The following is an 11,890-nucleotide window of genomic DNA, read 5'->3' on the forward strand; positions in this document are numbered from 1 at the left end:
GTCTGTACGCCGCGAATTCGTTGCTTTTGGCCCTCTGAACGACCTTCTACGAACAATTAAGGCCCGGGACTTCAACAGAAGTCGTATGGACGAGACACCACAGGAGATTACCACGCTCGTCGGGCGAGAGGTCTACTCGAACAACGGCGTGTTCGTCGGCGAGGTCGAAGACGTTCGTCTCGATCTCGACCAGGAGGTCGTCACCGGCCTCGCACTCGGTGCGCTGAACGACGAGTTGTTCGGGGGACGAATCGAACGCGGCATGGGTGTCCTACTGCCGTATCGCTGGGTCCGTGCCGTCGGTGACATCATCCTCGTCAACGACGTCATCGAGCGACTCGAGAAGCCCGAAGAAGACAACGAAGTCGTCGCCTAGACGACTGACGTAGCGACAAAGAGTCTCTCACTTCTACCGACGTCGACCCAGCGAAGAGCGGCGCGACGGTGGTGTGTCGAACTTTCGACTTCGAGTAGTCGGACCTGACCGAGCGGTCCCGGTTCCGTTCAGTTACCGTTCGCGCTCTCACCCGTGGTCGTACTACTCGCACCCTCGACACCCATCGCCTGGAAGAGTTTTCGACGGACGGCTTCCTCGGTCAGCGAGAGCAGCGTGTCACGGTTGTTCTCGCTGGTCTCGATACCGGTGAAGATGCCGAGCGGAATCTCGACGCTCCCCTGTGTGGAGTGGCCGCCGGCCTCGCCGATGCCTTGGAAGGCGTCTTGGAGGACCTTCCCGATGTTCATGCGGATGTCCTTCGAGCGAGCGGCGAGGTAGATTTTGTCGTCGGCGATGCCGAAGACGGCCGTCGTCGTGATTCCCTCCAAGTTCAAGAGGTGGGACGCGGCCTGCGTCAACGCGTCGCGGTCACGGATGAATCCGGCGTTCGAGACGAGGTGGCTGCCCTGTACCTCGCGGTTCTGGATGGCCTCGGCGAGCACGTCGAGTGTCTCGGGAGACATCGACGGCGACTCGACCTGTTCGAGGGTGTCGTGGTTCGCGAAGGGGTAGAGGTACGCCGCGGCGGTGAGGTCCGCCGGCGTCGTGTCACGTTTGAAGTCGAGCGTCTCGGCGCGGATACCGTAGAGCAGCGCGGTAGCGACCGCTTGGGACGGACTGAGGTCGAACTCCTGGATGTACTTCGTGAGAATCGTCGAAGTAGAGGAGACGTTGGGGCGGACGTCCATGAACGCGGCGTCGATGCCCTCGTCGGGTTCGAAGTGGTCGATGAAGATGTCGACGTCGACGTTGCCTTCGAAGTCGCCGGACTTCATGTGGTCGACGAGGGCGACGGCGCCGTACTCCGAGAGTGGGGGCGACTCCTCACGCGAAGTGAGTTCGATACCGAGGAGGTTGACGAACGCGCGGTTCTCCTGGTGACCGATGTCGCCGCGATAGAGGATGTCCGCTTCGAGGTCGTACTCGCGGGCGATCATCTGGAGCGCGACGGCGGAGGCGATAGAGTCGGGGTCGGGGTTGTCGTGGGTGAGGATGGCCAGCGTCTCGTCGGTCTCGGTGAGGATGTCGGCGAGTTGCCGGGCTTTGTACTCCAGTTCGCCCGATTCGAGCGTCCGGAGTGCAGAGTCGGCGATTACCGTCGAAGGGTTGATGACGATGTCGGCGCCGAGGTCCTTCAGTTCGTCTTCGGAGACGGGGTCCGAGGCGCGGACGACGATGAACTGGTCGCCGCCGTGGTCACGGATGGCCGAGACGGCGGCTTTGTTCGCGTCGACGTCGGAAGCGAGGATGAGAATCACGTCGCGGTCGGAGACGGCGTCGGCGACTTCACCCTCGCTGATGTCCTGCTGTTGGGCGTTCAGGTCCTGGTCACGGAGCGCCTCGACCCGGCTGTCGTCCTTGTCGAGGATGAGGACGTCTTTCCCGTCGTCGACTAGTTCCTCGGCGACGATGTGGCCGACGCTACCGCAGCCAAGAATCGCGTACGTCGACATCGAGGAGATGCTGACCCCAGTGCTCATCAGTAGGGTCAGCTATCCACGGACGACACTTAACACCCACCGTTTGCCGCCATCACGGGTGTGAGAGCCACTGCCGACGCTGCCGAAAAGGGAAACGCCTTTTAACGTACCACCGAAACGGGTGAATGCACACAGGGCCGGTAGCTCAGTTAGGCAGAGCGTCTGACTCTTAATCAGACGGTCGCGTGTTCAAATCGCGCCCGGCCCGCTTCCTTTCGGAACACTTTGCATTGACGAGACAGCTCTGTGTCTCGTATATACTCGTCGTCAACACCGCGAGCGATTCTGTTTTGTAGCGAAACGCGAGTCACCGCTATCGTGCCTTTGCGTATGATTTAATGCGCCGTGCTAGCATAGGCTTTGCCCACATCTACAACGCAAACAAGTTCCCGAGATATATCGAAAGCTAGCCACATACGAGAAAACAGTGTGCTGGTAGAACTTTATCCACCGAATATTAGAGTAGGAATACCAGGAAGCGTCTATCTCGAGACTTTGCTATTCAATCCGTTAATTATCTCTATCCAACATTTATAGCCCGGTTTGGAGATAATCGACAGACAGCGTCGCCTCGCCGTACCGTTTATCATATTAGCACCACACGTTACTCGTATGTGACTGATAATCGAGAAATCGGCGTGTGGTCGTCTTCTCTGGACAAGGAACGACCACGCGACGATTTTTCACTTTAACCTAAATTGGTCGCAAAGCACTTCGACCAACACAGAGCGCAGAAACGCCCTGCGGGTGAACGTTCAATCGCCGAGTCATTGAATGTTCGCCTGTATGCGTTCACCTCCTCTGTGTCCCTAGCGATAGTCCAAACTCTAGATAAATGAACACAAACGCAAACAAGAACGTCGAACAGTTCGATGGACGTGACCTCCTCGCAACGTGGGAGGTCATCCCCCTGAAGCAACGCGTAAAGCAAACGACTGGCGCGAGACAAGACACGCACGGGTTAATCTACGAGGCGGATATCGAAGCGGTCGCATCAACCATCGCACGCGAGGACGGGTGTACGAAGGATGAGGCGTATCACGCTCTCCGAGAGTTCGGATACGCGTTCGCCCTACGACCGTGCGATGATGGACATCTGCGTATCGAGGGCAAGGAGGTTATTCTTCATGTCCTCCGATGACGGCTCAAGTGGGAACTGGCTCGACCAAATAGAACCCGCAGGCACATCGTCGAACTCGAACGGCGATGAGAATAGCATTGATGAGAGCGCGCCAACCTCGGTTGAAGACGTAGAGGAGCGAGTCATTGAGCACTTTGACGCCCAAGCATGGAACGTCATCGAGGTTATCCTCTCGGCTCACGCGACTCACCTCATCAAGGGGACGAGCAGTTGCTTCGGTCTCGTCGTCGAAGGACCGTCAGGAGCAGGGAAAACAACGTGTCTGAGGCCGTTCATTGGGCTCGACAGTCAGTTTTACCGTAGTGACGATTTTACCCCTGCCTCACTCGTAAGTCAGGATTCGTCGCGCACCGACGAAGAGCTCGAAGAACAGGACCTCCTCCCACGTATTCGCTACAAGACCGTGCTGAACCCGGACATGGCCAACTGGTTCGCCGGTGACTGGGCCGAGCGCAGTAAGAAGATGCAGGTCCTCGTCCGCGTCATGGACGGTGAGGGCTACGTCCGTGATGCTGGAACACATGGACGTCGCGGTTACGAGGGCGACTACCCGTTCAATTTCATCGGTGCGACAACGCCTCTTGACCGACAGGCGTGGAAACTGATGGGACACACGGGTAACCGATTCCTGTTCCACGAGATGACCTCGACTGATGACGAAGAAGCAGATATCGAGGCAGTCTTCGGTGCGCACGAATACGAACAGAAAGTACAGGAGGTCCGTGAGGTCGTCCATGCATTGCTCAAAGAGCTATGGGAGACATACGGTGGAGTCAATAGTGCCGATTGCTCTAACCAACCGACGCGAATCCTGCAGGAGCATATCGGCTACTTGGCCAACCTCATTCGCCATGCTCGTGCGCCGATTCATGACGATGGAACGGCGGGGTTTGAGGACCGGAAACGAGTGATGGGGTTGCTCCACAACTTGGCGCGTGGTCACGCGCTCATCAATGGTCGACAGGTTCTCCAAAAGAACGACCTGCAGGTCTGTGCTCGTGTCGCGCTGAGTACGATGCCACGAGAACGACGCCCGCTTGTTCGAGCACTCTTACGCTCGAACGGGTCGCTGCGAACGCGGGACGTAGAGACCCTCCTGAACATCAGCAAGCCAACAGCAGTGAAGCGGATAGAACTCATGAACACGCTTCAAATCGGCAACTGCTCTGAGGATACTGTGAAAGGAGGGAAATCGAAGCGGATTACACGGAACCCAGATCTCGACTGGCCATCGGACATCTCCATGCCCGACTTCTAACCGCACACCTTCATTTCAATTTTTCAAAGTGTAAAGCCGGAACAGGTGGGCGTGTACGAGTATCGAACAAAATCATTGGTGTGTGATAGAGTCCTGTTGATAGCTACAGTACTGACGTAGATGCACGCCTACCCGTTCCCCTTTTACACTTTTACTTTCTGATACGAATTAGACAGTAGATGTCTACAGTTGTAGTGAGACAGTCAATGACGAAGAGTGTTCGATGGGTATGTGAGGATACAGAGAGCAGTTCTCCTCGTTCGTTGCACTTGTCCGGTTGGTCCGTCCGTCCCAATTGTCACTCGTTATTCCTCTATCTCGAATTTGGCAGGGGATGGATTCAGCACGCTTCTGACAGCGTTCGGTGAGGTTTCTGTGGGCGTGCTGAATAGAGCGCGCGAATCGGTCACGAGACATGCGTCATCTCGAAGCCCAATCATGAGAAAATAACTAATAGTGTGATTGACGGGTGGTGCGGAAACGCAGCACCGATTGCATTGGGCCACTCAGTATTCAGACCCCGACTTACTAGTCTGGCTGGTTAGTATCCGGACGAGTAGTTCGAGGATGAACACCGAGACCGCGTAGATGCCAACGATCGCGAATCCGTTGTTTAGAAGGACGCGATCGATGTTGGTCGACGGAACTACCGCCCAGCGGGCAACGAGCAAGCCAAGATACAGAACTAGACCGACCAGAATGGCCACAGGAACTCTGAACATGGATGAGTAGTTTCGTACGAGTTCAGTTGCGACTGTGAATGCGAGACCGACACTGAAGCCTAGCCCGATGACCTGACCTATGATGTAGTAGGTGTTGAGCCCACCACCGCCTTTTGTTGAGTAGATGAACCCAAGTGAAAATAGATAGCATACGAGAAGTAGGACAGCTAGAATCCGTGTTCGACTCCAGTTCATGATAGATACGAGGTAATATTCGGGACAGTGTAAGTAGTTTATGTGGACATGTTCTTGAGACACTGCGAGATACACTCTCTATATTCAGCACGCGACTTCTGACAGCACTTGGGTAGGTCAACAAGTCCGGTGATTTTCTCATGCACATCTCGAAGAGACCGACGTGGAGACTCGTTTTGTTGTTTGCCGGGATGCGAACGTCGATTGATAACGTGAATTTGTTTCTCGCGTATATCTCCGCGTTTGCTCGCGTTGTGATTCACGTTCGTCAACCCTGGTACGGGGTCTGTCGGGTTTCGCAGTTGGACACTTGACATCGAGAACAATTCGGAGCTTTCGCACAAACAGGAGCAAGCCCGATTTCATCAAGTCCAGCACCATGAAGCCAAATCACGCGGTCGATGAGACTGAGCGATTCGCCCGTCACGTCCGACATCTCCTCTAGCACTTTGTCGATACCCTTGATGTCTTCTTCATTCTCAATGAGACCGATTCGGTGCACAATGCGCTTCACGTGGACGTCACGCTTGATGACGGAGGCATAACCGATTTCCTTGAGAAACTCACGGGTCGTTTCGGGGCCGAGGAATTTGAACTTGGACTTCACATCGGTTATCGCGGGAGCCGGTTCGTCGAAGGTGTCTAGGTACGACGCGAATGACCCGTAGTCATCAACAACTGCGCTGAACGTCGCGGCGTTCGCGGACATCCCTCGTATTTTCCCCTCGTGCCTAATGAGCGAGGAATCGTCGAGGAAGCGTTGAATGTCGTCTTCGCTGTAATGAGCGGCGTGTTCGTAGTCGCCAAATACTTCGCGTAGTCGTGGCGCAAAGGCGAGGTACTTTGACCAACTGAATCCCGAGGAGAACACACTCGCAATCATGTGTTCGAAGATCTGCTCGTCGGTAAGGTCGTGATAGTCCTGATTGCGCAGGGCATCGAGGTGGTCGTGCAACCCGTCTGTGTTGTCGGCTTCTGTTTCGAGTGTCCCCACGAGGTCTGTGTATAGCTCTCGGAGTTTGTCGCCATTTGTGCCGTCGTGAATGTTATTCCATCCCATATTCGAATGCGAGAGGCTACGGTATTATGTCTATCCCCGAACACTACGTGGAGAGCAATCAACGCCTGAAAGCTTGAATTAGAGGACAGTCACAACGTTTAGTTACGAGCAACGAAGGGGATGCAATAGTTCTACAGGATACTTGGTGTTAGGACAACGGCAGTTCTGGCATCACCGTTTGGAGAACTTGTGTAGAATGTGGAATTCGACTGCTCAGTCTTCTTGTTCGTCGCTTAGCAATATATCCCAGTTCTGGTCCACGTCAACCATCCATCGAAACGCGTTCAATGCGGCTTCACCATCTCGAGAGATACTGATAACCTTGTTTCGACCTTGTTTCGTTACATCCACCCATCCTCTCTCCATTAATGGTTCAAGAATATCGGTGTCCAATAGACGGTATTTCCCTTTTCCAGCAACGTTTCGACGAATGTAGGGAAGACCAGCGCGCTCACTGAAATGAATGATGTCACCCTTTGTTGGAGGTTCCTCAACGGTTTCTTGATTTAGATACCGATGTATGTACTCCATGACAGTGACTTGCTCTGATGCTGGTGCATCAATCGGATAACTCGGGAGCTCAGCGACCTCTCCAATGCCCGATGGTCGTTCTTTGTATGTTTCCGCTTTACCGTAGTAGGCTGTTGAGCCCATTACCATCGACGCAATCATACCAGCGATGGCGGTTACTTTGCTCCCGGCTGAAACATTCACGTAGACATCATCGTCTTCGTGCTCAAATATCAATTCTGCAATCTTCCCGAGTGATTCATACAGGTTGAAAATGTCGCATCGATGGATCTCATAGTCTATGTTTCGTTGTGAGAGACCTTCTTCAACTAGTTCTAAACACTCGTCTGCTTCAGGGTCGTTTTCGGTATGTGTGACGACCTCAACTTTGTCTGCTCGAAAATTCTCTGCTGGAAGGACAATACGCTCTACCTCATATCCCATCGGCATGATGTGAATCCGTTCACGAACACTCAATCCCATACGTTGGGACTCATTCCCATAGTACTAAAGTTCTGTGACTATCGTACTAGTTCGGCTTTGACCGTACTATGGAACTATAGATAGTATGGTGGTTGGGGAAAACCCTTAAGTGAGAAGGTGCGTTATTGTCAGTTAGATATACGTCGGACTTCCCGACCTAATCGATGGTAAACACGTAGGAAAACTCGACCCGCGCACTCCTGGCAGGGAAACTCGCGGGTCGATGGGATAGCCACATTGATACCCGGCACAGTTGCCGAGGGATTCAGGCCCCTCGTTGGGTAGGTATCAAGGGCTTAGCCGAACGTTTGGTGGCCCTAGTAATATACATTACCCTTCTTTCAAGGTGACGTGTCACTGAGACATTTGAGCTCCACATCAAACTCATCTAACCCCGGCAACGGGATGACGAACTGGGAGGACCTCTCCCGCTCGCGCAAGCGAGTTGCAAAGACTATCAGCCACGTTCACGGCCCATCGACGTTTGAACGCCCCGAACTCCGCAAGGACGTGAAGGCGTCAACGACGGTAGAGGATTCTATCGACGACAAATATAGCGTCCTTACTTCGTTGAAGTACACAACTCTCCTGAACGGACTCGTCGAAGACGGGTATCTCGTCAAGGAGTATCAGGGCGGTAAGAACCCTATCATCCTCGACCTCGAGTATGATAAGGACCGTGACAACACGAACGCGGCCCCGTACGGCAATGCAAGCAAACTTCACTCGGTCGTAGACCAAGTTCTGGACCGAGAAGGCATGGGCCGAGGTGCTCTCGGCAATGTCAACTCGAATGACTTCAACGGCGTTCGGGACGCGGTGAACCGTACGCTAGGCCGAACGGTTCTCGTTACTGTCTCAGAAGCGAGTGAATACCGCTTCACACCGAGCGGATACAGTCTCGCAGACGAAATGGCGAGAGACTTCGAGCCGGAAGAAGACGAAGACGCTTCGTAGCCTCACTTCTGCGACACGGCTGCGAGGCTACACAAGGTTTTCTTTTTTAGATGTTTCCGAGATAGCCACGTCGTTGCTCTAGCTTCTGTTCCTCGCTACGCCGGTCGTAGTGTGCATCAAGCACTTTCTGCCCGACGTTCATGCGGTCGCTAACGACTTTCTCAGGCACGTCACTCGAAAGATGATGCGTGATACTCCCACGCCGAATCGCGTGTGGGCTGATACTCGATGGACATCCATGTGCCTGTCCGTAACTCGTTGCCTCACAGTCGTCGATTGAACGCCCGTGCGGGCATTCTCCGGTATAGTAGCAAGGTGAAGTGACGTGGTAGACGTACGCTCTCATCGTGTTCTTATGCAATCGTCCTCGCTTGCTCGCAAACAATGGGTTTCGGTCATAGTCATCGGTCACGTTTGGACGGATGGTATCGAGCCAGTCATCTACGACACGACAGACACGTTCGTTGAGTGCGACGAATCGTTCGCCTTGCTTGCCGTTCTTCAGCCGTGTCTCGGTCTCTGGCCGATGTCTGAGTTTGAGACAAGCTTTGCGTGGGTAGTAGTCGTCAACGTCGAGACTGTGTGCGCTCCCTGTTCGTATGCCTGTGTGCCAGAGGATCTCCAGAAGGGTGTGACGACAGGAGGCGTATTCGAATTTGTGGAGATATTCGAGTACGTCTTCGGCTGTGTCGGCTTCGAGCATCACGTCACGCTGGTTTTCGCCGTGTTTCAGAGTGGGCGAGATAACCTTGTCATGCAGGTTGTCTTCGACAGCGTTGATGCCCTCGCAGAATCGTATGAACACGCGGAGCGTGTCGAGCTGCGTTTTCAACGTGACGTTGTTCAGGTCGCCGTCGTCACGCCGCCATAGTCGGTAACGATGCACCGAACGCCCGTTGATGTCGTTGAGGTTGTCGATGTCGTACTCGTTGCACCAGCGTATGAAGTGGTTGAGTCGGTAGTTGTGCGCTTTGTACGTTGCTTCTGTGACCTCGTCTTGTCGTGAGGCGAGGTACATTTCTTTCGCGTCGGCAGGTGTTATTGGTTCGAGTTCGCTCATGCGTTCACCTGCAAAGGACTCGTGTGCGTTGTGTCGCGTTTGAGGTTCGCGTCTGACTCGTAATCGACGGTCGTGTTCCCCGCGAACTGTGTGAGCGGGGGCTAGTCGGGCTACGCCCGACGTTGGTGAGAATCGCGCCCGGCCCGCTTCTCTCGGAACTACCTCGACAGCGAGCGCCTCGTGCGCTCGCAACTCGCAGTTTCGCGGGTGCGGGTGTCGAAGCGATTTGAATCAGGGAACGAAACGAGCGTCAGCGAGTGGAGTGACCGTGGTTCAAATCGTGCCCTGCTCTCACGTATCTCTCACCGACTCCTCGGCGGCTCGTAGTCGTCAGAGAGGAAGATACTGTCCTGTTTAGGGTCGAAGTATACTTCGAGCGCACGCAACGTTCCGGCGTACGCTGCGCCCATGACGAACACGAAACCGGCGACGAGAGGGAAGACGAGTTCGGCGACCATTTGTTATCGGCCCTCATTCAGCAGTAATAAATCGGTTTCGAAAAAGCGACTCAGTCCCCGCCACCGCCACCACACCAGATACAGCAACAGCACGCCGTCGACGACGAGAAACAGGCCGAATCCGTATCCGAGTAGATTCGGCGAGGCGTGTGGCGACAGCACCATCGCCGCACCGACCCACATCGCGACGACGGCGACGATGGTCCAGAAGAGGTCTCCCACCGCACCGACGATACCGTCCCGAACTGCCCGCGCAGTAACCTGTCGATGCTCGACTCCTGTGTCGCCGCTCATGTCCACCATCTAATCAGTCGGTGAGTATATTTCTGTGGGTTTGTGCGTGCATAGAGGTGGGCCGCCGACACCAGTCGCTATCGACTTTGCGTCGAAGAGAAAGTGAGGGTCGTCTCGGGAGTTAGTCTTCGGTCTCTTCGTCGAAGTCGACGTCGACGCTCGGGTCGTCGTCGGACGAACCGAACGGGCCGACGCCCTTCGACTGTGCGAGGACGGCGAAGACGATGACGAGAAGCAGCAGCACGACGGTGCCTAGTCCGGGACCGGAGCTACTGTCGTCGTCGACGTCTTCCTCTTCGGTGTCGTCGACGAACTGGAGCGTCGACTCCGCGAGCACTTCGCGGACGGCCTCTTTGATGGTCTCTTTGTCGACGCCCTGCTCTGCGTCGGTGAGTTCTTTGATCTGCTCGGCGTCGATGCTGATCTCTTCTGGAGTCGTCTCTGTAACGTCGTCGGCGGACTCGTTGCTGTCGCTCATGACACCTGTCTCAACGGACGGGGAATATGTATGGTTGGCGGCCCCGGACGCTCAGTCCGACAGTTGGTCGGCCATCGCGTCCATCCCGGCGTCGGGGGTCACGTCCGCGCCGTTGGCGTCGAGCGCCTCGCCGAGCGCCGAGAGCAGGTAGGTGACGTTCTTCGGGCGTGCCGAGTAGCCCATACAGCCGATACGGAAGATGTCGCCCGCGAGGTCACCCAGACCGCCGGCGATTTCGAGGTCGTAGTTCTCCAGCAGGTAGGAGATGACCTCGCCGTCGTCTGCGCCGTCGGGGACGCGCACGGCGTTGAGACTCGGTAGCCAGTACTCGTCGGGGGCGTTCATCTCCATGCCCATCCCTTCGAGACCCGCTTTGAGCGCACCTGCGACGTGGAGGTGGCGGTCCCAGCGCTCTTCGATGCCTTCCTCGGCGACGAGTCGGAGTGCCTCGCGGAGCGCGTAGACGTTCGTGATGGGTGCGGTGTGGTGGTACGCCCGTTCCTCGCCCCAGTAGCCTTCGAGCAGCGAGAGGTCGAGGTACCACGAACGGCACTCGGTCTCTCGACCGAGCACCTTGTCCATCGCGCGGTCGTTGAGCGTCAGCGGCGACGCGCCCGGCGGACAGGAGAGACACTTCTGTGGGCCGGAGTAGGCGACGTCGATGTCCCAGTCGTCGACGCGGAGTTCCACGCCACCGAGCGAGGTGACCGAGTCGGCGACGACGTAGGCGTCGTGGTCGTGGGCGATGTCGGTGAGTTCCGGTACGTCCGGTTGTTTCACACCGGTACTCGTCTCGGCGTGGACGAACCCGAAGATGTCTGGCTGGTGTTCGTCGAACGCGTCGGCGACGTCGGTGGAGTCCAGCGGTTCGCCCCACGGCGCGTCGACGTGGACGACGTCGCCGCCGGCGCGCTCGGCCATGCTCTGCATCCGCCCGCCGAAGTAGCCGTTCGTCGGGACGAGCACGGTGTCACCCGGTTCGACGAGGTTGGCGATGGCCGCCTCCATCGACGCCGACCCGGTGCCGGAGACCGGAATCGTCCACTGGTTGTCCGTCCGGAACGTGTAGCGCAGGAGCTCCTGCACCTCGTTCATAATCTCGATGAACGAGGGGTCGAGGTGGCCGACGAGCGGCGTACTCATCGCCTTGAGCACGCGCGGGTGAACGTCGCTCGGGCCGGGACCCATCAGCGTTCGTTCCGGTGGTGTGAGTTCGTCGACATCGGGTGTGGGTGGCATACTCACTGGTCGTTCGTGAGGAATTAAAAAGCCATGGGAGTGGCCGGTCGTTGCCCCA

13 protein-coding genes and 1 tRNA gene are annotated in these 11,890 nt (G+C 56.0%); 5 read left to right on the forward strand and 9 right to left on the reverse strand.

Going from position 1 to position 11,890, the window contains the following annotated elements; all coding sequences use genetic code 11:
* Positions 1-85: 85 nt before the first annotated feature.
* On the forward strand, positions 86-376 hold the full coding sequence (locus BM083_RS19650; protein WP_009365404.1) for a PRC-barrel domain-containing protein: 291 nt from the start codon (positions 86-88) through the stop codon (positions 374-376).
* Between the two features lie 128 nt (positions 377-504).
* On the opposite strand, the gene BM083_RS19655 is transcribed toward BM083_RS19650, so the two are convergent.
* Positions 505-1,977, reverse strand: a complete 1,473-nt coding sequence (locus BM083_RS19655; RefSeq protein ID WP_009365403.1) for a DHH family phosphoesterase — start codon at positions 1,975-1,977, stop codon at positions 505-507.
* A gap of 134 nt (positions 1,978-2,111) precedes the next feature.
* Between BM083_RS19655 and BM083_RS19660 the strand changes: the two genes are divergently transcribed.
* The 3 genes from BM083_RS19660 to BM083_RS19670 all read left to right on the forward strand — a co-directional run bounded on the left by BM083_RS19660 (position 2,112) and on the right by BM083_RS19670 (position 4,376).
* Positions 2,112-2,185, forward strand: a tRNA-Lys gene (locus BM083_RS19660).
* A 627-nt stretch (positions 2,186-2,812) separates the two neighbouring features.
* Positions 2,813-3,118, forward strand: coding sequence for a hypothetical protein (locus tag BM083_RS19665; protein ID WP_089871856.1), 306 nt, complete (start codon positions 2,813-2,815; stop codon positions 3,116-3,118).
* A complete protein-coding gene (locus BM083_RS19670; RefSeq protein ID WP_089871858.1) occupies positions 3,105-4,376 on the forward strand; it encodes a hypothetical protein in 1,272 nt (423 codons plus the stop codon). The genes BM083_RS19665 and BM083_RS19670 overlap by 14 nt, the downstream gene beginning before the upstream one ends.
* A 506-nt stretch (positions 4,377-4,882) precedes the next feature.
* Here the strand turns inward: BM083_RS19670 and BM083_RS19675 are convergent.
* From BM083_RS19675 to BM083_RS19685, 3 genes are all read right to left on the reverse strand, one after another.
* Complete coding sequence (locus BM083_RS19675) at positions 4,883-5,293, reverse strand: hypothetical protein (RefSeq protein WP_089871860.1); 411 nt, start codon at positions 5,291-5,293, stop codon at positions 4,883-4,885.
* Between the two features lie 268 nt (positions 5,294-5,561).
* Positions 5,562-6,353 carry a DNA-3-methyladenine glycosylase I gene (locus tag BM083_RS19680; RefSeq protein ID WP_089871862.1) on the reverse strand — a complete coding sequence of 264 codons (792 nt, stop codon included), beginning with the start codon at positions 6,351-6,353 and terminating at the stop codon, positions 5,562-5,564.
* Positions 6,354-6,566: 213 nt separating this feature from the next.
* Entirely contained in the window at positions 6,567-7,346 is a 780-nt protein-coding gene (locus BM083_RS19685) for an HFX_2341 family transcriptional regulator domain-containing protein (protein WP_143085775.1), read from the reverse strand.
* Between the two features lie 405 nt (positions 7,347-7,751).
* Between BM083_RS19685 and BM083_RS19690 the strand changes: the two genes are divergently transcribed.
* Positions 7,752-8,303, forward strand: a complete 552-nt coding sequence (locus BM083_RS19690; RefSeq protein ID WP_245756953.1) for a hypothetical protein — start codon at positions 7,752-7,754, stop codon at positions 8,301-8,303.
* A 46-nt stretch (positions 8,304-8,349) separates the two neighbouring features.
* Here BM083_RS19690 and BM083_RS19695 read toward each other — a convergent pair whose 3' ends face one another.
* The 5 genes from BM083_RS19695 to BM083_RS19710 all read right to left on the reverse strand — a co-directional run bounded on the left by BM083_RS19695 (position 8,350) and on the right by BM083_RS19710 (position 11,832).
* On the reverse strand, positions 8,350-9,363 hold the full coding sequence (locus BM083_RS19695) for a tyrosine-type recombinase/integrase (RefSeq protein ID WP_089871866.1): 1,014 nt from the start codon (positions 9,361-9,363) through the stop codon (positions 8,350-8,352).
* 302 nt (positions 9,364-9,665) lie between these two features.
* The gene (locus tag BM083_RS23540) at positions 9,666-9,821 is read right to left on the reverse strand and encodes a hypothetical protein (RefSeq protein WP_177197715.1); all 156 of its coding nucleotides are present in this window, start codon (positions 9,819-9,821) and stop codon (positions 9,666-9,668) included.
* A 3-nt stretch (positions 9,822-9,824) separates the two neighbouring features.
* On the reverse strand, positions 9,825-10,115 hold the full coding sequence (locus BM083_RS19700; protein ID WP_143085776.1) for a hypothetical protein: 291 nt from the start codon (positions 10,113-10,115) through the stop codon (positions 9,825-9,827).
* Positions 10,116-10,236: 121 nt separating this feature from the next.
* Positions 10,237-10,593, reverse strand: coding sequence for a hypothetical protein (locus BM083_RS19705; RefSeq protein WP_009365401.1), 357 nt, complete (start codon positions 10,591-10,593; stop codon positions 10,237-10,239).
* Positions 10,594-10,644: 51 nt separating this feature from the next.
* Positions 10,645-11,832, reverse strand: a complete 1,188-nt coding sequence (locus BM083_RS19710) for a pyridoxal-phosphate-dependent aminotransferase family protein (RefSeq protein WP_089871870.1) — start codon at positions 11,830-11,832, stop codon at positions 10,645-10,647.
* Positions 11,833-11,890 lie beyond the last annotated feature (58 nt).

This window comes from Halogranum rubrum, assembly GCF_900114455.1.
Classification (GTDB): domain Archaea; phylum Halobacteriota; class Halobacteria; order Halobacteriales; family Haloferacaceae; genus Halogranum; species Halogranum rubrum.

Excerpts from the sequence above, each read along its gene's own strand:
- BM083_RS19665 (WP_089871856.1), top strand. The coding sequence starts at position 2,813 with ATGAACACAAACGCAAACAAGAACGTCGAACAGTTCGATGGACGTGAC.
- BM083_RS19670 (WP_089871858.1), top strand. The coding sequence starts at position 3,105 with ATGTCCTCCGATGACGGCTCAAGTGGGAACTGGCTCGACCAAATAGAA.
- BM083_RS19700 (WP_143085776.1), bottom strand. The coding sequence starts at position 10,115 with ATGAGCGGCGACACAGGAGTCGAGCATCGACAGGTTACTGCGCGGGCA.
- BM083_RS23540 (WP_177197715.1), bottom strand. The coding sequence starts at position 9,821 with ATGGTCGCCGAACTCGTCTTCCCTCTCGTCGCCGGTTTCGTGTTCGTC.
- BM083_RS19650 (WP_009365404.1), top strand. The coding sequence starts at position 86 with ATGGACGAGACACCACAGGAGATTACCACGCTCGTCGGGCGAGAGGTC.
- BM083_RS19655 (WP_009365403.1), bottom strand. The coding sequence starts at position 1,977 with ATGAGCACTGGGGTCAGCATCTCCTCGATGTCGACGTACGCGATTCTT.
- BM083_RS19705 (WP_009365401.1), bottom strand. The coding sequence starts at position 10,593 with ATGAGCGACAGCAACGAGTCCGCCGACGACGTTACAGAGACGACTCCA.
- BM083_RS19680 (WP_089871862.1), bottom strand. The coding sequence starts at position 6,353 with ATGGGATGGAATAACATTCACGACGGCACAAATGGCGACAAACTCCGA.
- BM083_RS19685 (WP_143085775.1), bottom strand. The coding sequence starts at position 7,346 with ATGGGATTGAGTGTTCGTGAACGGATTCACATCATGCCGATGGGATAT.
- BM083_RS19675 (WP_089871860.1), bottom strand. The coding sequence starts at position 5,293 with ATGAACTGGAGTCGAACACGGATTCTAGCTGTCCTACTTCTCGTATGC.
- BM083_RS19690 (WP_245756953.1), top strand. The coding sequence starts at position 7,752 with ATGACGAACTGGGAGGACCTCTCCCGCTCGCGCAAGCGAGTTGCAAAG.
- BM083_RS19710 (WP_089871870.1), bottom strand. The coding sequence starts at position 11,832 with ATGCCACCCACACCCGATGTCGACGAACTCACACCACCGGAACGAACG.
- BM083_RS19695 (WP_089871866.1), bottom strand. The coding sequence starts at position 9,363 with ATGAGCGAACTCGAACCAATAACACCTGCCGACGCGAAAGAAATGTAC.